This is a genomic window from Nostoc sp. (assembly GCF_036917675.1).
Lineage (GTDB): Bacteria > Cyanobacteriota > Cyanobacteriia > Cyanobacteriales > Nostocaceae > Nostoc.
The window spans coordinates 289,290-312,201 of record NZ_JBALCT010000064.1 but is presented as its reverse complement, the minus strand read 5'-3'; the positions used below and the strand labels follow the sequence as shown (position 1 = coordinate 312,201).

Annotated in this window: 24 protein-coding genes and 1 pseudogene; 16 read left to right on the top strand and 9 right to left on the bottom strand. The window is 42.1% G+C overall.

All coding sequences use genetic code 11. The annotated features are described in order from the left end of the window. Positions 1–40: 40 nt before the first annotated feature. On the bottom strand, positions 41–187 hold the full coding sequence (locus V7K31_RS25125; protein WP_334946327.1) for a hypothetical protein: 147 nt from the start codon (positions 185–187) through the stop codon (positions 41–43). A gap of 170 nt (positions 188–357) precedes the next feature. Between V7K31_RS25125 and rpsF the strand changes: the two genes are divergently transcribed. After that, positions 358–684, top strand: a complete 327-nt coding sequence (gene rpsF / locus V7K31_RS25120; protein WP_334831418.1) for a 30S ribosomal protein S6 — start codon at positions 358–360, stop codon at positions 682–684. A 238-nt stretch (positions 685–922) separates the two neighbouring features. Next, positions 923–1,483, top strand: coding sequence for an Npun_F5560 family protein (locus V7K31_RS25115; RefSeq protein ID WP_335097729.1), 561 nt, complete (start codon positions 923–925; stop codon positions 1,481–1,483). Between the two features lie 485 nt (positions 1,484–1,968). On the opposite strand, the gene V7K31_RS25110 is transcribed toward V7K31_RS25115, so the two are convergent. Continuing rightward, the gene (locus tag V7K31_RS25110) at positions 1,969–2,322 is read right to left on the bottom strand and encodes an STAS domain-containing protein (protein WP_335097727.1); all 354 of its coding nucleotides are present in this window, start codon (positions 2,320–2,322) and stop codon (positions 1,969–1,971) included. 494 nt (positions 2,323–2,816) lie between these two features. On the opposite strand from V7K31_RS25110, the gene V7K31_RS25105 reads away from it, so the two are divergent. Next, complete coding sequence (locus V7K31_RS25105; protein WP_335097724.1) at positions 2,817–3,449, top strand: DedA family protein; 633 nt, start codon at positions 2,817–2,819, stop codon at positions 3,447–3,449. A gap of 96 nt (positions 3,450–3,545) precedes the next feature. On the opposite strand, the gene V7K31_RS25100 is transcribed toward V7K31_RS25105, so the two are convergent. Further along, entirely contained in the window at positions 3,546–4,748 is a 1,203-nt protein-coding gene (locus V7K31_RS25100) for an argininosuccinate synthase (RefSeq protein ID WP_335097721.1), read from the bottom strand. A gap of 185 nt (positions 4,749–4,933) precedes the next feature. Next, the gene (locus V7K31_RS25095) at positions 4,934–5,434 is read right to left on the bottom strand and encodes a PEP-CTERM sorting domain-containing protein (protein ID WP_335097719.1); all 501 of its coding nucleotides are present in this window, start codon (positions 5,432–5,434) and stop codon (positions 4,934–4,936) included. A 167-nt stretch (positions 5,435–5,601) separates the two neighbouring features. Here V7K31_RS25095 and V7K31_RS25090 point away from each other — a divergent pair, with 167 nt between their 5' ends. Beyond that, the gene (locus V7K31_RS25090) at positions 5,602–5,736 is read left to right on the top strand and encodes a hypothetical protein (RefSeq protein ID WP_335097718.1); all 135 of its coding nucleotides are present in this window, start codon (positions 5,602–5,604) and stop codon (positions 5,734–5,736) included. Between the two features lie 53 nt (positions 5,737–5,789). Here the strand turns inward: V7K31_RS25090 and V7K31_RS25085 are convergent. From V7K31_RS25085 to V7K31_RS25075, 3 genes and pseudogenes are all read right to left on the bottom strand, one after another. Beyond that, positions 5,790–6,547, bottom strand: a pseudogene (locus tag V7K31_RS25085) (alkaline phosphatase); the annotation flags it as partial. Positions 6,548–6,624: 77 nt separating this feature from the next. Then, on the bottom strand, positions 6,625–6,837 hold the full coding sequence (locus tag V7K31_RS25080) for a hypothetical protein (protein ID WP_335097716.1): 213 nt from the start codon (positions 6,835–6,837) through the stop codon (positions 6,625–6,627). A gap of 300 nt (positions 6,838–7,137) precedes the next feature. Beyond that, positions 7,138–8,118 (bottom strand): cation diffusion facilitator family transporter, encoded by a 981-nt coding sequence (locus V7K31_RS25075; RefSeq protein WP_335097714.1) that lies wholly within the window; start codon positions 8,116–8,118, stop codon positions 7,138–7,140. Between the two features lie 614 nt (positions 8,119–8,732). Between V7K31_RS25075 and V7K31_RS25070 the strand changes: the two genes are divergently transcribed. The 11 genes from V7K31_RS25070 (at position 8,733) to V7K31_RS25020 (ending at position 17,787) form a co-directional block, all read left to right on the top strand. Next, positions 8,733–8,897, top strand: a complete 165-nt coding sequence (locus V7K31_RS25070; RefSeq protein ID WP_335097712.1) for a hypothetical protein — start codon at positions 8,733–8,735, stop codon at positions 8,895–8,897. 154 nt (positions 8,898–9,051) lie between these two features. Continuing rightward, complete coding sequence (locus tag V7K31_RS25065) at positions 9,052–9,318, top strand: DUF2584 family protein (RefSeq protein ID WP_335097709.1); 267 nt, start codon at positions 9,052–9,054, stop codon at positions 9,316–9,318. 4 nt (positions 9,319–9,322) lie between these two features. Continuing rightward, positions 9,323–10,162: a hypothetical protein gene (locus tag V7K31_RS25060; RefSeq protein WP_335097708.1), complete on the top strand. Its 840-nt coding sequence runs from the start codon at positions 9,323–9,325 to the stop codon at positions 10,160–10,162. 411 nt (positions 10,163–10,573) lie between these two features. Next, complete coding sequence (locus tag V7K31_RS25055) at positions 10,574–10,747, top strand: hypothetical protein (RefSeq protein ID WP_335097706.1); 174 nt, start codon at positions 10,574–10,576, stop codon at positions 10,745–10,747. Beyond that, entirely contained in the window at positions 10,720–12,189 is a 1,470-nt protein-coding gene (gene ffh / locus V7K31_RS25050) for a signal recognition particle protein (protein ID WP_335097704.1), read from the top strand. The genes V7K31_RS25055 and ffh overlap by 28 nt, the downstream gene beginning before the upstream one ends. A 258-nt stretch (positions 12,190–12,447) precedes the next feature. Beyond that, complete coding sequence (gene rpsP, locus V7K31_RS25045; RefSeq protein WP_012409382.1) at positions 12,448–12,708, top strand: 30S ribosomal protein S16; 261 nt, start codon at positions 12,448–12,450, stop codon at positions 12,706–12,708. Continuing rightward, positions 12,671–13,105 (top strand): KH domain-containing protein, encoded by a 435-nt coding sequence (locus tag V7K31_RS25040; protein WP_335097702.1) that lies wholly within the window; start codon positions 12,671–12,673, stop codon positions 13,103–13,105. Before rpsP ends, V7K31_RS25040 begins: the two co-directional genes overlap by 38 nt. 404 nt (positions 13,106–13,509) lie before the next feature. After that, positions 13,510–14,463 (top strand): PhoH family protein, encoded by a 954-nt coding sequence (locus V7K31_RS25035; protein WP_335097699.1) that lies wholly within the window; start codon positions 13,510–13,512, stop codon positions 14,461–14,463. Between the two features lie 51 nt (positions 14,464–14,514). After that, complete coding sequence (locus V7K31_RS25030; protein ID WP_335097697.1) at positions 14,515–14,919, top strand: ChuX/HutX family heme-like substrate-binding protein; 405 nt, start codon at positions 14,515–14,517, stop codon at positions 14,917–14,919. 158 nt (positions 14,920–15,077) lie between these two features. Next, positions 15,078–15,878: a DUF6816 family protein gene (locus tag V7K31_RS25025; protein ID WP_335097693.1), complete on the top strand. Its 801-nt coding sequence runs from the start codon at positions 15,078–15,080 to the stop codon at positions 15,876–15,878. A gap of 88 nt (positions 15,879–15,966) precedes the next feature. Continuing rightward, positions 15,967–17,787 (top strand): ABC transporter ATP-binding protein, encoded by a 1,821-nt coding sequence (locus tag V7K31_RS25020; protein WP_335097690.1) that lies wholly within the window; start codon positions 15,967–15,969, stop codon positions 17,785–17,787. Positions 17,788–18,448: 661 nt separating this feature from the next. Here V7K31_RS25020 and V7K31_RS25015 read toward each other — a convergent pair. Both V7K31_RS25015 and V7K31_RS25010 read right to left on the bottom strand, forming a co-directional pair. Beyond that, positions 18,449–19,405 carry a hypothetical protein gene (locus tag V7K31_RS25015; RefSeq protein WP_335097687.1) on the bottom strand — a complete coding sequence of 319 codons (957 nt, stop codon included), beginning with the start codon at positions 19,403–19,405 and terminating at the stop codon, positions 18,449–18,451. A gap of 250 nt (positions 19,406–19,655) precedes the next feature. Next, entirely contained in the window at positions 19,656–20,330 is a 675-nt protein-coding gene (locus tag V7K31_RS25010) for a Uma2 family endonuclease (protein WP_335097685.1), read from the bottom strand. Between the two features lie 360 nt (positions 20,331–20,690). On the opposite strand from V7K31_RS25010, the gene V7K31_RS25005 reads away from it, so the two are divergent. Next, positions 20,691–22,802, top strand: a complete 2,112-nt coding sequence (locus tag V7K31_RS25005; RefSeq protein ID WP_335097684.1) for a M3 family metallopeptidase — start codon at positions 20,691–20,693, stop codon at positions 22,800–22,802. Positions 22,803–22,912: the final 110 nt, after the last annotated feature.

The following is a 22,912-nucleotide window of genomic DNA, read 5'->3' as shown; positions in this document are numbered from 1 at the left end:
CTTTTTCTGCTTTTTTGTTGCTGTGAACAGGTAGCAATCCTCAGTTAGCTATTGAGAGAACCAATTGAGCCTTGAGCAAAATAGCGATCGCTATACATGCCCTTAAAGAAAGATACCCCTTGGCGAAGCTGATAGCTTGATCAATTTGCTGGCGATCTCCAAAAACTGGATTCTTACTTGGTGACACTCGTACACCTCTATATAAAACTTCGGCGATTTGACTAATAATTCAAATTCAAAACTGGTAAGATTATAATTCCTTGTTGCTTCAGATGTTGTTTAATACTGACATTTTGAATTATAACAGGTATAAATTAACATCAGCAGCCATTTTTGTCCATAAGGAAACCGAAAAATATGACTACAAGTTACGAAACAATGTACATTCTCCGTCCTGACCTGGGAGACGAACAGGCAGAGCAAGCAATTACTAAATATCAGAATTTGCTTCGCGATCAAGGCGCCGAGGATATCCAAATTCAAAATCGTGGTAAGCGACGTCTGGCTTATGAAATCAAAAAACACCGCGATGGCATCTACATCCAGTTAAATTACAATGCGCCTGCAACTGCGATCGCCCCCTTTGAACGCGCTATGCGCTTGAGTGAAGAAGTGATTCGCTATTTGACAGTTAAGCAGGATATCGAAGAGGAAAAACCCGCTAAAGTGGCTGCAACGGTCTAAGTGATAGGGAGCAGGGAGCAGGGAGCAGGGAGCAGGGGGAGAATAATTAATAACCAATGCCCAATTCCCAATGCCCAATGCCCAATTCCCAATGCCAATTCCATTCAGTAAAATTTTGTCTTTTTCTTTTTCCGTAACTTGTCTGGGAATGCTAAATTAACAAATACTTGCCAAAGGTAGTACTCCCGCAGTTATACCTAAGAGTGGACAAGATTCTGAATGGGAGCTGTAAGCTACTGTGATCCAATCTGATACACCCAACATTCAAATTCTCTCTACGGAAGTATCGCAGCTACGCCAAGAGTTGCAACTTCGCGATCAATTAGTGCAACAACTATCTCAAGAACTCTTCCGGTTGGTAAAGGGTAACACTAGTTTTATGCCCCAGCAGCCGGAGCTTGAGCAGGATATAACCCAGTTGCAGGCTTTACAAGAACAACTCCAAGCTGTGGAGCAGCAGGTGGCGTTCTACCAAGAACAAATTACGACTCGTGACTCCGAAATTTACCAATTGCGACAGTCAGTTCAAGAACTCACCGATCGCAGTCGGATGTTGGAGCAAGTAGTACAAGAGTTACCTCAAATTTACCGGCGCAAGTTTGAGGAGCGGATGACGCCAGTCAGAGAAAAGGTAGCAATGCTACAACGGGAAAACCGCCAACTACAAGCAGAGCTGCAAAGTGTGAGTTATCGTTTGGCACTCAAAACCCGCAATGCTAGTCATAGCGGCATTGATTTGCCAAATTTTCCCCGGCCAGCATCCGAACAAACTAACATTTCGACTCCCCAGAATGCCTAAAGTTGCCATCATGGTGTGGTGGAATCGAAGAGGTAAGAAATTAGCGCGGAAAGGATCTTGGAGACGTCCAAGTAGTACATCAAGACAAAAATAACTATAGAGTTAGAAATAACGCAAAGGCTGAGATTCTTAACTTTCTTACCTCCTGCTTCCTTGCACTAGTTGCGTCGGACATAGAACAATTAGCTTAGAGTAATTTTAAAAGCCTTCTCTTTCAGAGGCTGGGGAGTGTCACAAACAATTGCATTGCTTTGACCAGTTTTGGACATATCCTACTTTACTGGTTTAAGTAGGTTGGCTTCCAACAAGCAGATACATTCATCTGCCATTGATATTACCTAGCTCAAAACCATGACTTTTTCTCAGTATTCTTCTCTAGACAGAAAAGAAAATCAGCCTGCTAGCACCAGACTGTTATCTTTGAGAATGTGAAAAAATGCAAATATTGCTGGACTCCACCATCCTTCTATAGGTAGATTTATTAATTAGCCTGCTAGCACCAGACCGTTATCTTTGACGATGGGAAAAATATCTTCGTAAGTGTGAAAAATTTCAAACACTGAATCTAATTGGGTAAGTTCCAAAATTAACCGTACAGGAGCTTGCACGTTGCATAAAACCAAGCGGCAACCACTCTGACGTGCAGCTTTCAACCCTTTTACTAAAGGCACTAACCCAGAACTGTCCATGAAATTAACTTCTGTTAGATCGATAACCCAGAGTTGATCAGCTTGGGGCACTACTCCAGCCATCTGCTCACTCAAAACCTTACCGCCTTGCAAATCTATGCTTCCTTGGGGTTTAAACAAAATCACTTGAAGTTCTTGTGTGAGAGTCATGAATTTAACAGGGTAATTGGAACACTTGACAAAAAATTGAAAAAAGACATCAATACCTCTTCTCTTTCAACAGCAAAATGACTGTTTTACCCTGATATTTGGGCAATTGCACGACTGCAATTGAGAGCGATTATTTCAGTATTCATGCCGTATAATTTGTGATAACTTTCATCAATATAGGCATAATCGCCTAACAATTTCGGTATCAACCGTATCTTTTACAATATTTTCATAATTTTCTGGGGTATTTATAAATATTCTATAAATTTTTTATTTTTTTAAAAAAAAATATAAAATTGTGATAGTGATGTCTAAAAATTGCCTAGTTAATAGTCGAAAATCAATAGATACCATAGACTATAAGTTATGGATTATTCAGAATAATAACTAATGATAATGACTTAATCACTGAATGTAGTGGTTTGATTGACACCCCACTCAAAAACAAGCAAAAATATAGTAAAAGTAAAAATTTGTAAACACGGTGGTGCGGAATGTCTTTAGAGTTGATTTCACTAGAAAATATCCAGGAAGTCGCCCACAGTTACGGCTATTGGGCAATTTTTTTGGGTATTTTGCTAGAAAATTTAGGCATTCCCCTTCCTGGTGAAACCGTGACCTTAGTAGGCGGGTTTCTAGCTGGTAGCGATGAACTAAATTTCTGGCTGGTTCTCGGTGATGCAATTATGGGTGCTGTCATTGGCGGCACTTGTGGCTATTGGGTTGGTAGAGTTAGCGGTTGGACTTTCCTGGTAAAAGTTGGTAGCATATTTCGGATTTCGGAAGTACGGCTACTGAAAATTAAAGATCAATTTACTCAAAACGCTGCTAAAGCGGTATTTTTGGGACGTTTTCTGGCATTGTTGCGAGTTTTTGCTGCACCACTAGCTGGTATAGCCGAAATGCCCTTCGGAAAATTCTTTTTATACAACTTGTTAGGAGCAGTTGCTTGGGCTAGTTTGATGGTGACATTGGCTTTCTTTGCTGGCAAAATTATCTCTTTAGAACAATTGGTTGCTTGGGTGGGTCAATTTGCGATCGCAGCCTTACTGATCCTCGCTGCCTTAATTGTTGTCCCCCTGTGGTTAGAGTCTCGCCAAGTTAAGGAAATCAGTAATGAGGAGTGAGGAGTAAAGTGAAAAGTTATTTCTTTTAACTTTCACTTGTTGTATTTTGCATTTTTAACTCCTAACTCCTTGTACAGACGCGATTAATCGCGTCTTTTAACCTCGAACTTGCTGCGACCAAATGCGAGTCGGTAGTCCCCAAACGTAGATAAAGCCTTCAGCAGCTTTGTGGTCAAATTTGTCTTCGGCTCCGTAGGTTGCCAAATCGGGAGTATAAAGGGAATGATCGCTCGAACGCCCAACAATCGTAGAGTTGCCCTTGAACAACTTCACTCGTACAGTTCCAGAGACTCGCTCTTGTGTCTTTTGAATAAAGGCATCTAGTGCAACTTTTAGTGGACTGTACCACAAACCGTTGTAAACGATTTGGCTATAAGTTTCTTCAATCCCACGCTTGTAATGGGTAACATCTGCCGTTAAAGTCAAGCTTTCTAAATCCCTATGTGCCTGAATTAGCACCAACATTGCGGGTGATTCGTAGATTTCCCGCGATTTGATCCCCACCAGACGGTTTTCAATCATATCGATCCGTCCGATGCCGTGATTTCCTACCACCTGATTGAGTTCTTCAATTAGCTCAACTGGCTTTTTAGCTATACCGTTGAGGGTTGTGGGAATGCCACCGTGGAAACCAATTTCGATGTACTCTGGCTCGTTGGGAGTGTGGGCAATCGCTTTGGTCATCTCATAGATTTCTTCTGGTGGCTCAAATGACGGATCTTCGAGTAAACCAGCTTCAATGCTACGACCGAGCAAATTCTTGTCAATGCTGTAGGGAGACGATTTTTTGACTGGTGAGGGGATACCAAAGTTTTCACCATAGGCGATGGTTTCCTCACGGCTCATCCCCCATTCTCTGCCTGGTGCGAGGATCTTTAGGTTGGGGTTCAGGGCGGTTACAGAGACATCAAAGCGAACCTGATCGTTACCTTTACCGGTACAACCGTGAGCGATCGCATCAGCACCATATTTTTCAGCCGTTTCTACTAATACTTTAGCAATCAGTGGACGGGCAAGGGCAGTTCCTAGAGGATAACGATTTTCATAGAGAGCGTTGGCTTGAATCGCTCCAAAGGCGTAATCTTTAACGAAGCTGTCTTTGACATCCGCCACTAGGGATTGACTTGCACCCGATTTCAGAGCTTTTTCTCGAATTGGCTCTAATTCATCTCCCTGACCCAAATCTGCTGCTAGGGTAATCACCTCTTCCACACCCCACTCCTGTTTGAGGTAGGGGATGCAAACTGAGGTATCCACTCCACCAGAATATGCCAGGACAACCTTTTTGGCGCGACCCATTAATTTCTCCAGTTAGGAAAACAAAGAATGAGTCATTATTATATCTGAACTAATCCATGTATATTTTCTTAATGCAACGACCTATAGGCAGATTGTCAGCAAACTCAGACAGCAGAATCTATATAATCTAATTTGTGGTTAACTCTCATCTAAGTTTGCCGATATAGCTACATAGCCCTACTTAATCATTCGTGAACAGACCTAGAAGATGCTGTCTTTTTCGCCAAGAACAAACCCAACCCAAACACAGACAATCCAAGCATAAAACTTGGCTCTGGGACACTGGTGTAAGTGACGGTTTGAACACCCGCAGCAGTGGAATCATTCAGATCGATAAAACTATCACGGTAGATATTAAACGTGCTAGGTGTAAAATACAAGCCCAACCCCGCTTGGTTCAAAATTGTTCCCGAAAAGTCGGTTAAAACTGACGCTAAATGATCATCTGCTTCAGTGTATGACTGGCCACCATAGGTAGCAAAAATCTTTAACCCTTCTGCGATCGTTACTTCTTGATCGTCTGCTGCTGCTTGGTCAAAAGAAAAAGTGCCTGTGAGAGTTTTATTCTCATTAGAGAAATTATAAGTGAGTTGTGTTGCTTGGACAGGCATAGTTTTGCCTACCGCAAAAATCAGAGCAGTTCCCACCGTTATAGCTGCTAACTTCTTAAAGATAGAGTCAGTCATTTTTTTACCTTGATTTAAGAACAGATACAAAAATATCGAAATAGTTTTATGAAACAGAGACGTGTGTTCCCACGTCTGTGCAACACAAAGTTTTTCAGTCAGTGTTCAGTGAAGCGGTGTATAACAGCAGAATTCAAGTATTTGAACCACATCTGTCATAGGGCAATATGGTTCAGTTAAGGATAATTTTAGGTTGGGTTGAACGTAGTGAAACCCAACAAAGTACCGAAAATGTTGGGTTTCGTCCCTCAAACGCCACTTGCTTGTCTCGTTCCCAGTCGGAGACTGGGAATGCCTATTAGAGGCTCCGCCTCAAGACTTGCGGCAGAGCCGCAATTGAAGTGCATTTCCAGCCTTGGTTGCTCTTGGTGGGGTCGTATTTACTATCGTATTTGCTGCGACGATTTACAAAAGAAGCGGCAGCACCAGGCGTTGCGTGGCTAACAGGTACGGAAGTAACCAATCCTGTAGACTTACCTTTTTCTTTGGCAATTTCCAGGATGGTTTTCAATCTCTTCTCGTAAATGTCTACACCCATCGCGTTGTTAAAGCTCTTTACGCCTGTATAAAGAGTCGTAGCGGTGTTAGCAGAGTCGGGATAACTGTACTTGATGTAATCTTTGTCGTATGTAGCAGGATTAGCAGGGGTCAGAGGAATCCAGGGAACAGGACCGCCCTTAGTCGGGTCGTAACCTGTCAAATTACCATCTGCCAAACTGTTGCCATCTAATCGATCGCCTGGATTAAAAGGAGTCGGCTGGAATGAGAAGTTGGGACGAACAGGACTTGCACCTGTGAATGTATCAGACCCATCTAGAGCAGAGTTAGTTGTTAGGTGGGGCTGACCTGTTGGATTGGCTGGTGTATTTCCCTGAATCGTTGTGCCATAGGTGGTCACTAGTCCATATCCAGTTAGCTTTTGGAAGCTCAGACCTGAGCCTTTACCACTGGTGTAAAAGGGGCACCTTTGGCAACGGCTGCGGCTCGTGCCAGATTCCAACCCATACCATCGCCAATCATGATAATTACATTAATTCCATTACCAGCCGCCATAGTGGGCTGAAAAACAGAATTACCAAATATCAGCAGAATAGTAGAGAGAAAGCCAACCATAGTCAAGGCTAGCGATCGCTTGTACTTTCGCAAAAATGAAATCATTTCAGTGCGCCTTAAAGTTAATTTGTTAGCCATTAATACTGATAAAAATTGGGTTCTAGATGAGTAGCACTGAAGTCTGAGTTCGTAGCAGTTACATCTAGCTGAGTAGAGGGTGTGGTATGACTCTGGTTAGAGGCAGTTGCTGGTTGTTGATTCGATGTTCCGAAAAACAACACGACTGCCAGAAACAGACCAGATATGAACCAAACTAGTGTGCGTTTGTACTGTTTCAGTAATGAAATCATTTGGAATTTGGGAATTAAAGTCATGTTTGAGTAAACCTCCTAATAAATAACTAATTGAAAATCGTAATAATGCCAATTAGCATCATATTTAAATATTGATTTTAGGAAATATAACAAAAAGACAAAACCATTTTGGTGTTTGATAGTGACATTAACTAAAAAACAATAATTCTTGCTATTACACTCTGCTGGAAGTTTGTCTACATTTAACAAGTTGCTTATATAGAGGTAATTTATGAATTGTCCCTACTTGTCTAGTTAATTGAGATGGTATTTACGCATTTAGCTATTATTTTGTTTTTAATCCGTTTTATTCGCAGACAACATTAAAACAATATCTTGGTTAAATAAAGGATGAATTGGCATTAATGAAGGTTTTACACAGCTAGTTAGCTGCAAAGTTATTTCAGCAATATTAAAGTTTTTTTGGAGGTGAACTTGCAGCTTAGTGAGTAAGCGATCGCGTTCTTGGGTTGTTGCACATTCAACTGTCAAATTAGCGCAAAGTATTACCTTATTTGAGCTAATTGTCCAGATATGAAGTTTTTCTACTTGGACAACACCAGGAAAAGATTTGAGAGATATTTCCACCTCAATGGGGTCAATTGATTCCGGTGCATACTCCAAAAAAATCTTCAGGCTTTCTTGTACTAGGGGTAAAGCACTTAAACCAGTAAAAGTTGCAACTACTAAACTAATAGCGACATCTGCCCACCACCAATCCCAAAGATGAACTGCTAAAGCAGCTATAATTACGCCAACAGAACTAACAGTATCGGCAATGACATGAAGCAAAGCCCCTTGTAGGTTTAAGTCGTCGTGAGTGTGGGGATGAAGCAAGGTAATGTTGAGCAGATTGACGATTAAACCTAACACCGCAATTCCTAACATTGGTAAGCCCAAAATAGTTGCTGGATGTTGCCAGCGCCCTATAGCTTCCCATGAGATAAAAGTAGCGATCGCTAGCAAACCTAATCCATTTAACAAAGCTGCTAAAACTTCAATACGCTGATGCCCAAATGTTGCTTGACTCTTAACTGGTTGCTGTGCTAAGAAACTTGCAAATAGTGATATTAGCAAGGCTGTAATATCAGATAATATATGTCCTGCATCTGCTTGTAGAGATAAACTTTGACTCCACAAACCCACACTCCACTCAGCAACAAAAAAACAAGCCAGTAAACCTAATGTTATCCACAATATTTTGGCTTTTTGGCGACTTTTAAGTGCTTTTACCGAAGTATTTTCGCACCTACATTTATCCCCTTCAAGTAAAAGCATTAACCAAAAAAGCCTTTAAATCTAAAGTATTACCCTGAAAAATCCCCACTTTAATATTTGTGATGGGTCTGTTTTCAATTTAGAATGCTACGTTATCAAAGATTATCTTCAAATAGGGACTATATATTTCTGGAAATTAGTTACTAATTTTCTATTTTAGAGATACATAATTTTAAATGCATTAATTTACCAAGACTATATAAAAATTATCTTAGTTAATTTAAGGAATGGTAATGATTACGTTAAAAATGATAAGTTACAGCAAATTAACACCCACTATTTACAAATAAATGCACAACAGCTTAGTAACTTCTTACTAATTGCACAATTACTGGAAAACTGGGTTTAAAGTCCCGCACTTTTAGGGCGGCTTTTTTTGGCGTTTAGCGTTCTAATAACTTCTCTGAGTGAATCAGTCAAGGTTGCAGCCAAACTCCTGGCAATATTCTTCAAGGATTTGAAGCTCAAACTCTTCCAGCCGAAAATCTAATCGTTTCTTCCTAGAACAAGGGCGTATAGTTGCGAAACTAGAAAAACTGCTGGCTAAAGTAGATTCTTCTAAACAGAGACTAGGCAGAGTACCCGCAATTCTCAGATGTTTTGGTCAATCCGTTTTGACAGCTGCTTGTTCCGGTCGCCTTACTGCTGATTGGCGAGAAAATAACCCTGATGTGGAAGCAGCATCAGAACTTTTACAGCGGATTCAAGAGGAGCGTCATATCAAATATCAAGGTCTGTATAGAGAAGCAGTACTACCACGCCATGAGCCGCTACCATAAATGCCCTAAAACTGGTGTTCAGTAACTCTGGATAAATTAAGTTTTTTTGTTACAAGTGGTTCGTGGGATGGGCAAAGTATTATTCTGATAGAGGAGCTGTTTTTATTCCGGACCCAGGTAGTATATAAACCAGAAATATAGCGAGGAGAGAATTATGGGTATGCCCTGTGAAGTTAACAGTATTTTAAAACTTAAGCAATCTCAAGGCTATCCTGAAAAATTAATAGTAGGAGAGCAGTATCAAGCTGTCAAAGAAGACTATAGAATTATTCCAGTAGATGTCCCAATTCCTCTGGTTAATAATGATTGGGTTGCTCATGCAGATATTATTATTAGGAAATTGACTTGGGAAAATAAGCAAACTATTGTATTTTTTGAAATTGATAGAATTTATGAACAGCCTTTTAATGTGAAAGTTTGAAATTATGTCAAAGCTAAATTTGCGTTGTTTAAGGAAAAACTTTAAATATGAAGTTGACTATCTACTTAGGAAGTTTAAGCTTTTTCAATCTGCTGTTTTTATTATTACGCTTTTATCTTTAGTGATAACTAGGTTCGTTCACACAACGTCTTTTTTTACCAGGGACAATGATCTTATACCTAAAGATTGGGAGTGGTTGAAGAATAGAAATATTATAGCTTTAGTAGCTATCTGTATTATTATATTTCCTTCTGTTCTGGTATGGTTGAAGGACCTTAAACGTCAATCGCAAGAATATAGCGAAATATCTGAACTTGTAACAGAAAATGTCATACCTCGGATACAAGATGAACTAAATAAGTTTAAAAAAAATATAAGGAATAAATTTAAATTTTCTGATGATATTAGATTCTCTATTTTTGTACCTGTAAGATATGGCTTATCTAACTGGAAATTACAGATGGTTTCTAAAACAGATAATATTCCTGATAAAGAACTTACAGCAGCTTTTGGGCTTAATGAAGGTGTTTTAGGATATACTTTTTTAAAGACTAGAAAACATCAAATAGAATTTATTGATGTATCTAGTAAGAATAACTTACCTAGTACATACGTTCCGTTAAATAATGATAACTTTAACTTAATAAATAGAGATATTAAGGGAGTTTTGGTAGTCTCTGCATTTCAAAATGGTTCAGTTGCGGGTTTGTTAGCAATAGATACAGAAAATTTATCAGATTTAAGTAAAATGGAAGAGAATAAATTGCATAGTGACGCATTAGATTGGATAATAGCTAGAAGTAAAGCAGTCAAATGGATTTGGAGAATTAAGAATAATGTCTAAACTATTTCCAAATATTACTATACATGAAAGAGAGTTAGTTGATATCATTCTCGACGGTAGTGCAAAAACTTACGTATATAAAGATGTTAATGAAAAAAGCACTGAAGGAAATTTTTGGAATAAGCTAGTTGAAAACATTTCCAACAAGTCCAAAAAAGAATCTAACATATAAAATTATTTCACTAGGCAGAGCATAGTGAAATAATTTCAACTGGCAATCCCCGCAAAGATTTTTCGGCAAGAGCAATACCTATATATGAATTTGCCGAGTGGTATATCGAGTAGGAGTAAACTTTGATTCGTTGCGACATGTTGACTGGCATAGACACCTAACTCATAATATTACGAATTAGCGATCGCCGCGATCGGATTGCATTAGCGAGTATTCAAGCATCCGAGTCCCCATACCGCATGCCCCATGCTCAGTATCTGGTTGCTACAGTCGCGGTGAAAAATACTAAGCTGATAAATAGCACGTTTAAACTTGAGCAGAAATTCGGAATCGCATTCATCGGCGGTTTAGAATTCTCCATTGGCGAATTACCTGTAATTACATTATGTTTGATGCATTATCTGACCGTTTAGAATCCGCCTGGAAAAAACTGCGGGGACAGGACAAAATTTCTCAATCCAACATTCAAGATGCTTTGCGTGAAGTACGCCGCGCCTTGTTGGAAGCGGATGTCAATCTCCAGGTAGTCAAAGATTTTATTAGCGAAGTCGAAGCAAAAGCACAGGGAGCCGAGGTGATTACCGGCGTGCGACCTGACCAACAGTTTATCAAAATTGTTCACGATGAACTGGTGCAGGTGATGGGAGAAGAAAATGTCCCCATAGCAGAAGCCCAGGAAAAGCCGACTATTGTGCTAATGGCTGGATTGCAAGGTACTGGTAAAACCACAGCTACCGCTAAGTTAGCCTTACATCTGCGAAAATTAGATCGTAGCTGCTTATTGGTGGCGACAGACGTATATCGCCCAGCAGCGATCGACCAGTTGGTGACGTTGGGTAAGCAAATTGACGTACCAGTATTTGAACTAGGAAGCGACGTCGATCCCGTAGAAATTGCTCGACAAGGTGTAGAACGCGGTCGGGCAGAAGGTGTAAACACAGTAATTATTGATACTGCTGGACGCCTGCAAATTGACGAAGAAATGATGGCGGAATTAGCCCGCATTAAAGCAACTGTCCAACCCCATGAAACTCTGTTGGTGGTGGATGCAATGACTGGTCAAGAGGCAGCTAATCTGACCCGTACCTTCCATGACAAGATCGGAATTACTGGGGCGATTCTCACCAAGTTGGATGGTGATAGCCGTGGTGGTGCAGCGCTTTCGGTGCGAAAGATTTCGGGAGCGCCAATTAAATTTGTGGGCGTGGGTGAGAAAGTCGAGGCACTGCAACCGTTTTATCCCGATCGCATGGCATCGCGGATTTTGGGAATGGGTGATGTGCTGACCCTGGTAGAAAAAGCTCAAGAAGAGTTTGACTTAGCAGATGCGGAGAAAATGCAGGAGAAAATCCTGTCAGCGAAGTTTGACTTTACTGATTTTCTCAAGCAGTTGCGGATGCTGAAGAACATGGGTTCTCTGGGAGGCTTGATCAAGATGATTCCAGGGATGAACAAGCTCTCAGATGATCAGCTCAAGCAGGGAGAAACCCAGCTGAAGCGCTGTGAGGCGATGATTAACTCCATGACTCGCCAAGAACGCCATGATCCCGATTTATTAGCCAGTTCTCCCAGTCGGCGGCGGCGGATTGCGGGTGGCTGCGGCTATAGAGAGTCCGATGTAAGTAAACTGGTGGGTGATTTCCAAAAAATGCGATCGCTCATGCAGCAAATGGGTCAAGGTGGCTTCCCTGGAATGCCGGGAATGTTCGGCGGTGGTGGTGGCGGCATGGGTAATGCCTTCGCTGGTGCAGGCGATCGCCCCGCAGCCCCCGGATGGCGAGGTTATGGTGGTGGTGCCCCAGCCACCAAAAAGAAAAAGAAGGAGAAAAAGAAAAAAGGCTTTGGCAATCTTTAGTTATTGGGCATGGGGCATGGGGCATTGGTAATTTGCAAATAACTAATGACTAATGACTAAGGGAGCATCTCAATGAGTGTAAAAAGCCTTATAAAACCTCACCCCAACCCTCTCCTTGGTAAGGAGAGGGAGCAAGAATCTGGTATATTTGCAAAACTGAGATGCTCCCATGACTAATGACAAATAGCAGCAAACCCTAGGTCAGTGCTAAAATTAGCATTTCAGCATAATTAACAACAGGAGAATGATTCTTCAACCATGATCAAACTGCGCTTGAAGCGATTCGGTAAAAAGCGGGAAGCAAGTTACCGCATTGTGGCCATTAACAACCTCGCTCGCCGCGATGGCCGTCCCCTTGAAGAGTTAGGATTTTATAACCCCAGAACCGATGAAGTGCGATTAGACGTTCCTGGTATCGTCAAGCGGCTGCAACAAGGCGCTCAACCCACTGACACCGTACGTCGCATTCTAGTAAAAGCTAATGTTTTTGAACAGGTCAGTGCAACAGCCGCATCATAATTTTGGAACAAAATTCCCAACAGCTAGTCCCAATTATGTTGGGCTGGTTAGGTTTTTGGTGCAGCCGTTTTTGGAATCTCCAGAGACTTTAAGCGTCGATTGTGAAGTTTCTCAGACCCTCAACCGGGTCTGGGTTCGCATCGCTTTTGAAAGCACAGATAAAGGGAAAGTGTTTGGTCGAGGGGGACGCAATATTCAGGCGATTCGTACAGTAATTGCCGCAGCAGCCGCTACTGCTGGGCAATCAGCATACCTGGATATCTACGGCAGCACCACGCCGGGCCGCGAGGGTATGTCTTTTGATGAAGACACAGAAGAGCGATCGCCACCGCCAACTAGGAGAGAACCGCGTGGAAATGATGGGCCTAAACCCATTGTTAAACCGCGCCTCCGCTAGGTTGAAACTAGAGAGCAAGTCTGAGCGGTTGTCGTTACCTCCGCTCAGAATTTTTGTAAAGATGGAAAGTGAAATCGGCGAATAGAATAGAGCCTCCGGCACGCTGACGCGAACGCGGCTAGACATAACTTAGTCCACCTCCGCGGACTAAGGAAACAAGGGGCTTAAGCCCCTTGTCTAGAACCCAGGTCGATGGGTAAAGCTTCGTCTAGACGAGCCAGTGCGTTGGGCGGCGAGCCACTCTTGTTGTATCTGGCGTGCGGTTTCTAACCGCCCTTTTAACTACAGCCGATTAATTTGTTGCAAATATTTTTCCAAAATGTAAGTAAAAACGCGTAATTTCGCCGTTAGCGAGAAAATATTAACCTTTGTCAAACACAGATCCTCACGAATTAATAAATACTATGGCAGGTGCTTTAACAATTCAGCTGCCGAATATTCCCAGTGCGATCGCTCTTGCGGGAGATGGAGAAGAAAATCTCAAAATCCTATCTCGGCAAACAGGAGCCATTTTAGTGTTACGCGGACAGGAATTACTGATTTCTGGTACCGAAGGGCAAATTGATCTGGCTTCTCGATTAGTGCGATCGCTTGAAGACCTCTGGATTAAAGGCAATACTATTTCCAGTGCCGATATTTTAACAGCCCGTCAAGCCATAGATAGCGATCGGCAAGGAGAACTGCAAGATTTACAGCGAGATGTCCTCGCCAAAAGTCGCCGAGGTGAAGAAGTCCGCGCCAAAACCTTCCGCCAGCGTCAATATATCGACGCACTCCGTAGACGCGATCTCACTTTTGGCGTTGGTCCTGCTGGTACTGGTAAAACTTATCTCGCTGTTGTTGTCGCCGTGCAAGCACTTCTTGCTAACCAGTTTGAAAAGCTAATTTTAACTCGCCCTGCCGTCGAAGCCGGTGAAAAACTCGGTTTTTTGCCTGGAGATTTACAGCAGAAAGTTAATCCCTATCTTCGCCCACTTTACGATGCTATTTATGAATTCATCGACCCAGAAAAAGTACCCAGTTTAATGGAACGCGGTGTGATTGAAGTTGCACCACTCGCCTATATGCGGGGACGCACCCTCAATAACGCCTTTGTAATTGTGGATGAAGCTCAAAATACTACACCCGCTCAGATGAAAATGGTTTTAACTCGTTTGGGTTTCCGTTCCCGGATGGTGATTACAGGCGATATGACACAAACTGATTTACCACTTCACCAACAATCGGGTTTAGGAGTGGCTTTACAAATTCTAAAACACGTTGAAGGCATTGCCTTTTGCGAATTTTCCCAAAAAGATGTCGTGCGCCATCCTTTAGTTCAGCGCATTGTCGCTGCTTATGAGCAATACGAAAAATAGTCATTGGGCATTGGGCATTGGGCATCAACAAATAACAAAGGATAACAATTTATGAGTACTACTTTGAAAGAATTTTTAGCAGCTTGCGAGACTCTAGGAACTTTGCGTTTAATTGTTACTAGCAGCGCGGCTGTATTAGAAGCACGAGGTAAGGTAGAAAAGTTATTTTATGCAGAATTGCCCAAAGGTAAGTACGCGAATATGCACACCGAAGGCTTTGAGTTTCATTTGAATATGGATAAAATTATTCAGGTGAAATTTGAAACTGGTGAAGCGAAGAGGGGTAATTTTACAACCTATGCTATCCGGTTTTTAGATGAGAAACAAGAGGCTGCTTTAAGCCTATTTTTGCAATGGGGGAAACCGGGAGAATATGAACCAGGACAAGTGGAAGCTTGGCAAGCTTTACGGGAGCAATATGGGCAAGTTTGGCAACCTTTACCAGCAGAAATTTAAGGCGCAAAAAAACTGAATCTATACAAATAAAAGTAAAGCTGTTTGATTATCTTGTAGTAAGCGCTTTAGCGCTAAAGCACTTACTACAACCTTTTAATTTCTTGCAAAAACTTACTTAATTTTTAATCGAGAATATAACGCTAAATACAAAACTATTGATGCTTCTAATGAAGGTAATTTGGAGTTTTTGCTTGCTGGTTTTATTCCTCCTGTGGACTGGCGAAGCTCTTGCAGGAGAGTTGTCTGAACGGTTAGCAAATTTTCCCCAATGGGAAAAATTAACTTCAGTACAACCGGCTTCGGGTGATTTGGTTTACCCTGAATGGATGGCTGGTTCTTGGCAAGTTACAAGTACTTTGGTAGATTTGGTTGCGCCTTTAGCACCAGATATCGTAACTCCAGGGTTTGAAGGTAATCGCCGACAATTAAATCAGCCGATGAGTTTTGTAGTGAGATTTGTGAAAGAGCAACCATCTATTACTGGGTTAAAAATATTCCCTAAGATAGATAACAAATCCCCAATTTTAGTAGTTGATAGAGCCTTTAATAGCTTGAATTTGGCAAGGGCTTATTTAGGGGATGAAGCAGTCTTATTAGTCAAAGTAGATCCAGATTCACCTAATCGTCAGATTACGTTCTTGCGTCATAGTCGCCAACTAGTTTCCATTGTGACTGCACGGGCGATAGAAACTACGCCTGATAGCAAGTTCATCACTACAGAAGTGTTTCAACAACTATTTAAAGGTGGTTCACGCCCCTATTTAAACTCTGTAGAATCTACCACCGCTTATCATAAACTTCCAACAGCTAATCCGGCGATTGAGGCAGATCAAATTACTGCTGTCTATCTTTCACCACAAGATGCAGATTACTTTAAAGCTGGTTCTCGACCAGTTGCCCTCTATCGCTATCGCCTAGAATTTGTCCCCGCACAAATGCCTACTACTCTAAAGAAATAATTTAAACCTATAGCCCTTGACTACTTTGTAGTACGACTGTAATATATAAATTCCAAGTTTACGATCGCGCTCTTCGACGGTGTGCATCATGGCCAAGTTTCAAGATATTGTCAATTACTTTCGCTCTGACTGGAAGCTGAGTCTTTTCAGTATTACAACATCCAGCATTTACGAGATTATTGATTTGGTTGTCCCTTATGCGATCGGGCAGATTCTAAACGTTTTGTCTGCTCAACCGTTGGATAAACCACTTCAAAGTGCGATCGCAACTGTTTCCGACATCACCAATTACCCAGTTACTAAAAATCTGTCTTTGGCTGTATTACTGGGTTTAATTTTTGTTGTCACCGTAGTGAGAGCGCCAACACAACCTTGGTTAACCCATTGGTTTCATTGGGGTATATCCTTAAGGTTGCGTCGCCAGAAAGCCCAAACAGCCATAGAAAAAATTCTCACTCTCCCACTGGAATTTTATGATCAAAATAACCCCGGACGTATTGCTGGAAGAATAGCTAGAGGTCTATCTAATCACACTTATACGTATCCCGAAATTGCCGGACAGTTGCTTCCTAGACTAGCTCGTGTATTGGGAATTTTCGTGTTTATCTTGCTGATTGAGTGGCGAATTGCGATTTTATATCTGATTTCCTTTGTAGTTATTCTAAGCTTGGGCTTGAGGAATTTACAGCAGATAATTTGGCACGAAACTCTTCTGGATAAATATGCAGAAGATACCGAAAGCCGCACTTCTGAACTGATCACCAATATCAAAACGGTGAAAGCATTTGCTACAGAAGCTAACGAATTGAAGCGGCAAAACCAACGTTTGGATCGTGAACTCACAGTGGTTGAGTATCGCGTCCACAAAGGTTATGTAAAACTAGCTACTTGGCAAAGGACTGTAATTCAGTTTTGCGTGTTTACTATCCTGGGTTTGACTCTAGCAGCAACAGTAGATGGGAGAATTTCTCTCGGTCACTTTATCATGACCTTAACTCTTTCTAGCATCGCGTATGCCGAATTAGAACCTATTAACAATTTAGCAGAAGTTTTTGCCCGTCGTTATTCTTCTATGCTGCGATTTCATGAATTTCTCCAAGAGCCAACTACACCTGATTCAGCTAGTCTTTTAGAAGAGAGCAACCAGACAGAATCACCTGATAAATTTACTGGAAAAGTTGAGTTGTCGCACGTCAGTTTTGGATATGATGCCAACCGTCAAGTTTTGCAAGATATTAACTTATTGATTGAGCCATACCAAACAGTGGCATTAGTCGGGCGTTCCGGTTCTGGTAAGTCTACTTTAGTGAAATTGCTGTTGCGATATTTTGAACCTCAATCAGGTCAAATTCTGATTGATGGTCAAGATATTCGCACTTTGGATGTGGGTAAATATAGACGGAGATTAGCGATCGTTCACCAAGAAGTAGACGTTTTCAACGGTACTATATTGGATAACCTCACCTACGGTAGAACGAATGCTAGTTTGGAGCAGGTTCACGAAGCCTGTAGAATTGCCAGAGTCGATGAAGTAGTGCAGCAATTACCCCAAGGTTATTACACCGTCGTGGGGGAAAGAGGTGTCAGGTTATCTGGAGGACAAAGACAACGGTTGGGAATTGCGAGGGCGTTGCTAGTCGAACCAGACATACTAATTTTTGACGAAGCCACCTCTAGCTTAGATTATGAGTCTGAGCGTTCAATTCAGCTAGCGATGCGATCGATTCAGGGTACTTGCACCACCATCGTCATTGCCCACCGTCTAAGCACAGTGCGGGAAGCCGATAAAATTGTGGTTCTGGAGCAAGGAAAGATTGTAGAAGTGGGTAGCCACAATGAACTCTTGCGTCACGAGGGCATTTACCGCCGCTTGCACTCCCTGCAAGAAACAGGAGAACTCCTGAGTTAGGTGATATAAACATTTTGGATTTTGGATTTCAGGGTCAGCGCTCAGTCTAACGATTTTAAATTTTAGATTGAAGCCCCGAATCAATCCGCTTGGTTAAATCGATTTTATTAACAGTAAGGTCGATTTTTTTTTCCAATTGTACCCAACAGTATTACATTCTCTCTTCAAATTACTTTTTCAGCAACGCTACTAAATCATTCTAATAAAGGAAACCAAGGTATTTTACTCCACGTTTCCACAGGAATTTCATCTTTTTCTAACTCGATCATAAAATGAGGCTGAATCTGAACAAAAACTTCCTCAGACTCCGCCTCATCAGGATAAAACAATTGTATTATTCGGCAACTATATCTTTTCAAATCATCATCAAATTTACTACAAAAATAGGTAACAAGAGGCTACCATAGGCAGCCTCTTAATAATCATTATTATTATAAATTACTGGATATTTAATTTTTTGGAAGTCATAATTAGAAGTAGCTATTCTAACCTAAGTACGAGGAATTAGCTCTTTCTTACAGTAGTCCTTGAGAAATTACAAAACTAACTACAGCATTTAACTAATTCGTAGCGAATTAAATTTGGCAAGACTCTGTGTCCCTTTGCACTTACTTTGCTACCTAGAGCGTTTAAAAACGCTACGATTTCACGCAAAACTATACTAAGATTTACTCTTATCGGCTTCTTTCTGCGCCGCCTCACTGTATTTCTTATATAGTTGAGTCCGAATCTTAGCTTCCTGATAACGGCTGTGGTTTTGTGGCACCGTGCCCATTAAATCTGAAGCCCGTTGCCACTTAGCAGCGATCTCTAACCACTGAGTTGAGGTTGTGGCTGTTTTGCCAGATGCAGAAGCAAGATTTGCAATTCGCACAGATATTGCAAATGGGTCATCAGATAACTCAGAAAGGCTATTGTTAGCAGCACGGGATGGTGTTTGGGCTTTCTGATCGCTAGTATTTTCTGTAGTTAAAGATTTGGAAGTTTCTAGTTGCATTAGGTTTTTCAGTTTATTACCTAACTGGGCATAAACAACCCAAGCAAGCAACAACAGTGAGCATAAACCAGCTGCTGCTAATATCGTTGTTTTAGGTTGATTTTTGTGTTTTTCTTTGTTAATGAGTACTAAAGGACGAGAAACTGGAGTTTTAGGAAAATTTGGTTTTCCTAGTTCAGCTTGAGCTTCTGTGAAATCTTTAATTAGTTGCTTTAGAATATGAGGCTGAATTAATGTAATTTCGTGTGACCAAAGCAATTGGTTCTCGCGATCGTTATCTATTTCTTTTAACCAAAGTAATTGTTGTTCCCGAACAATTCTACTGTTGATATTGACTCGGCGAATCTGACGCGGGGCGATGGACTCAAGAATTTGCTGGATTTGTTCTACGATGGGAGATTGCTCAAGTTGCTCTACCCTAGCCGCCTCGCACAGAAGTTGTAAGACACCATTAGAAAAAATGGCTCTAGTTCTGACACCTGACTTGGCTAGCTTTTCGTTCAATAGCTGAATAATCGCAGCAACGCTACCTTGGTGAGCTTGCCAAGCGATATCGTTTATTCGGTCTACCATCGGAAATTTAGTGATAGCTCTTCCACCCTGACTGATTAACGTATTCATTAATTTAGGTACTCTTTTCTACTGACCTTGATCTTGTCTTCGATTTTACGAGTAAAAAGATGAGTTGCCAAATAAAATCATAAACATAGAGCCTTCCTTCTCGGTTCGGCAGGGAGGCTCGATTGCGCTCAGTTAATTTGATATAGTACATTATGATGTCTTTTAGCGATCGCCTTTTGTGAGGTTGAAGTAGATGAATCCACTCTGGGATGGTGCAAAGCACCCGCCATAGGCGATCGCAAATCTATGGCTAAATAGTATCAGGGTCAACACCAAGCGATCGTAAATGTTCCTTCAACCTTTCCACCTGCGACTGTGCTTGTTCCCTCGCTAATCTTTCGTGTTTGAGCGCCTCTGCCAACTCCTCTGGAATCAGCAACTTTTCCCCAGTGTCTTCTCGATAAAAAGCAATCAGTTGCCCCTCTATTTGCAAGCGCAGCTGCAAAGGTTCACATCGACTATCTGTAATTGGTTCATACACCTCGCCTCGCAGCCGATAGCCTTGCAATTGCTCTTTAATCCACTCTCCCTTGGGATCAAATAACCAGTATTCCAGTACCCCTAACTGCTCATACAGCGTCTTCTTGAATCCCGTGTCCTGGTTTCTAGTGCCCTCGGAGGTCATTTCAAAGATTACCACAGGCACTTGCCCCTCTTCCCATATTTTGTAATTATCCCGACCCCCAGGAGCGACATTAAAAATCACCATTACATCTGGGGCTACCCGTAACCTCGGAAAGCCCTGAGCATAATAGAGAAACTGGTTACTCAAAACCGTTGCTTGCCGACCCTGCAAATATTGCCTCAATACTTCTAAAGTTGCCAGTAGAGCAGATAAATGAATATAACTTTCTGCCAATGGTTCACCATCCGAGCTTGGGTAAAAAACTTCTATTGATTGAGAACTGGGTAAAAGGCTAGTCATAATTAGCCACCTGGTTGAGAGGATGGGTGCATGATTATATTATCTCAGAGACTTTCGCTGATATTTCTGAAACTGTCGCCTGTTAAGCAAGGGGACAAGGGGAAACCCCATAGATAAATTTATTGGATCTGAAACCCTGTGGACAATGGGTTTTTTCTTTTTTACCCTTGTCATCTTCGGTCAGGTATCGTTCACAAACCAAACAAAATAGCTGTATCGGGATACTTTTGTGAGGAATTTTCGCTTTTTTTGCCTTTTTTCTACAATGGAAAGAATATTTAGCACTGCGATCGCTACATTAGAAGATATATAAATAAAAATCATTGTTGGTTTTTATTCATCCGCAGTTCACACAAAAACATGAGTGCAAGTACTATTATTTCCGACAATCCCCTACTTCAAGGCATTGGTTTACCTCCCTTTGCAGAGATTAAACCAGAACGAGTAGTACCAGCCTTTAATCAGTTGCTGGCAGAACTTGACCAGCAGCTTGCCACCTTAGAGGCTAGTGTAGAGCCTACTTGGAGTGGTTTAGTTGAACCCTTAGAAAAGCTGACAGAACGGCTTACTTGGAGTTGGGGGGTGGTGAATCATTTAATGGGTGTTAAAAATAGCCCAGAACTGCGCGAAGCTCATGAAATCGTCCAGCCACTAGTCATACAGTTTATCAACAAGCTCGGTCAAAGCCAACCCATCTACAATGCTTTTGAGGCACTCCGTACCAGTGATAGTTGGGCAACTTTAGAATTAGCCCAACAGCGCATTGTCGAAGCCGCCATTCGAGATGCACAACTTGCTGGTGTTGGCTTAGAAGGAGAAGCAAGAGAGCGTTTCAACGCCATACAAATGGAGTTAGCAGAACTTTCTACCAAATTCTCTAACCATGTACTTGATGCCACTAAAGCCTTCAGCTTAACCCTCACAACGCAAGCGGAAATTGACGGTTTACCACCAAGCTTAGTGAGTTTAGCAGCCCAAGGCGCTCGTGCATCTGGCGAAAGCAACGCCACACCAGAAGATGGCCCCTGGCGGATTACTTTGGACTTCCCCAGCTATGGCCCTTTCATGCAGCACAGCACCCGTCGAGATTTGCGCCAAAAGCTCTACAAAGCTCATATCACCCGCGCTTCTGGTGGCGATTTGGATAACAATCCTTTAATTGAGCGCATTTTGAAGTTGCGCCAAGAACTCGCAGATATACTAGGCTTTAAAAGTTTTGCCCAATTGAGCCTAGCTAGTAAAATGGCTCCCAACGTTGAGGCAGTCAACGCCCTGTTAGAAGAACTACGCCGCGCTAGTTATGATGCTGCTGTTAAAGACTTGGCAGAACTCAAAGCTTTTGCAGCAGCACTCTTAGCAGCAGAAGCTACAGATTTAAAACACTGGGATATCAGCTTTTGGGCGGAACGCCAACGAGAAGTAAAATTTGCCTTTACCTCTGAACAATTGCGTCCCTACTTCTCCCTTCCCCAAGTGTTAGACGGCTTATTTGGACTAGTCAAGCGGCTGTTTAGCGTCACTGTCACCTCTGCCGATGGTGAAGCGCCAGTATGGCATGAGGATGTCCGTTATTTCCAAATTGCTGACGAAACTGGTTCTCCCATAGCCTACTTCTACTTAGACCCCTACAGCCGTCCAGCCGAGAAACGCGGTGGTGCTTGGATGGATGTATGCATTAATCGGGGCAAAATCACTGAAAATGGTGTCACTGCCATCCGCTTACCTGTAGCTTATTTGGTGTGTAATCAAAGTCCTCCCGTAGATGGTAAACCTAGTTTAATGACTTTCTCGGAAGTAGAGACTTTGTTCCACGAGTTTGGTCATGGATTGCACCACATGCTCACCAAGGTTGACTATCCCGGAGCCGCAGGGATCAATAACGTGGAGTGGGATGCAGTGGAACTACCTAGTCAGTTTATGGAAAACTGGTGCTATGAGCGACCCACTTTGTTTGGAATGGCGAAGCATTACGAAACTGGGGAAGCCCTACCGGAGCATTATTATCAAAAGCTACTAGCGGCGCGTAATTATATGAGTGGTACTGCCATGTTGCGGCAGATCCACATGAGCAGTCTTGATTTAGAACTACACTACCGCTATCGCCCTGGTAGTAATGAAACCCCCTCAGATGTGCGTCATCGCATAGCCAAGACTACTACTGTTTTACCACCACTTCCAGAAGATTCAATTTTGTGTGCTTTTGGACATATTTTTGAGGGTGGTTATGCAGCAGGCTACTACAGTTATAAGTGGGCTGAGGTATTGAGCGCTGATGCTTTTGCAGCTTTTGAGGAAGCTGGGCTAGAAGATGAAGAAGCGGTAAAAGCTACAGGTCGGCGCTATCGGGATACGGTGCTGGCTCTTGGTGGTGGACAGCATCCAATGGAGGTGTTTAAAACTTTCCGGGGTCGTGAACCAAGTACGAGCGCTTTGCTCAGGCACAATGGTTTAGTCAGTGCTGCTGTAAACTAAACAGCACCTCTGTAGGGAGGTTTGCAATGCAGATGCATGTCAACTTCAGATAAAAGCCAGTCTAGAACAAGCTTTTACAGATTGTCTGGTTCCCAGTCGAAGACTGGGAA

Coding starts and splice junctions, on each gene's coding strand:
- V7K31_RS25030 (WP_335097697.1), top strand. CDS start 14,515: ATGAGTACTACTTTGAAAGAATTTTTAGCAGCTTGCGAGACTCTAGGA.
- V7K31_RS25020 (WP_335097690.1), top strand. CDS start 15,967: ATGGCCAAGTTTCAAGATATTGTCAATTACTTTCGCTCTGACTGGAAG.
- rpsF (WP_334831418.1), top strand. CDS start 358: ATGACTACAAGTTACGAAACAATGTACATTCTCCGTCCTGACCTGGGA.
- V7K31_RS25100 (WP_335097721.1), bottom strand. CDS start 4,748: ATGGGTCGCGCCAAAAAGGTTGTCCTGGCATATTCTGGTGGAGTGGAT.
- V7K31_RS25080 (WP_335097716.1), bottom strand. CDS start 6,837: ATGATTTCATTACTGAAACAGTACAAACGCACACTAGTTTGGTTCATA.
- V7K31_RS25010 (WP_335097685.1), bottom strand. CDS start 20,330: ATGACTAGCCTTTTACCCAGTTCTCAATCAATAGAAGTTTTTTACCCA.
- V7K31_RS25075 (WP_335097714.1), bottom strand. CDS start 8,118: ATGCTTTTACTTGAAGGGGATAAATGTAGGTGCGAAAATACTTCGGTA.
- V7K31_RS25095 (WP_335097719.1), bottom strand. CDS start 5,434: ATGACTGACTCTATCTTTAAGAAGTTAGCAGCTATAACGGTGGGAACT.
- V7K31_RS25065 (WP_335097709.1), top strand. CDS start 9,052: ATGGGTATGCCCTGTGAAGTTAACAGTATTTTAAAACTTAAGCAATCT.
- V7K31_RS25060 (WP_335097708.1), top strand. CDS start 9,323: ATGTCAAAGCTAAATTTGCGTTGTTTAAGGAAAAACTTTAAATATGAA.
- V7K31_RS25015 (WP_335097687.1), bottom strand. CDS start 19,405: ATGAATACGTTAATCAGTCAGGGTGGAAGAGCTATCACTAAATTTCCG.
- V7K31_RS25055 (WP_335097706.1), top strand. CDS start 10,574: ATGCCCCATGCTCAGTATCTGGTTGCTACAGTCGCGGTGAAAAATACT.
- V7K31_RS25035 (WP_335097699.1), top strand. CDS start 13,510: ATGGCAGGTGCTTTAACAATTCAGCTGCCGAATATTCCCAGTGCGATC.
- V7K31_RS25040 (WP_335097702.1), top strand. CDS start 12,671: ATGTTTTTGAACAGGTCAGTGCAACAGCCGCATCATAATTTTGGAACA.
- V7K31_RS25005 (WP_335097684.1), top strand. CDS start 20,691: ATGAGTGCAAGTACTATTATTTCCGACAATCCCCTACTTCAAGGCATT.
- ffh (WP_335097704.1), top strand. CDS start 10,720: ATGTTTGATGCATTATCTGACCGTTTAGAATCCGCCTGGAAAAAACTG.
- rpsP (WP_012409382.1), top strand. CDS start 12,448: ATGATCAAACTGCGCTTGAAGCGATTCGGTAAAAAGCGGGAAGCAAGT.
- V7K31_RS25025 (WP_335097693.1), top strand. CDS start 15,078: ATGCTTCTAATGAAGGTAATTTGGAGTTTTTGCTTGCTGGTTTTATTC.
- V7K31_RS25090 (WP_335097718.1), top strand. CDS start 5,602: ATGGTTCAGTTAAGGATAATTTTAGGTTGGGTTGAACGTAGTGAAACC.
- V7K31_RS25110 (WP_335097727.1), bottom strand. CDS start 2,322: ATGACTCTCACACAAGAACTTCAAGTGATTTTGTTTAAACCCCAAGGA.
- V7K31_RS25105 (WP_335097724.1), top strand. CDS start 2,817: ATGTCTTTAGAGTTGATTTCACTAGAAAATATCCAGGAAGTCGCCCAC.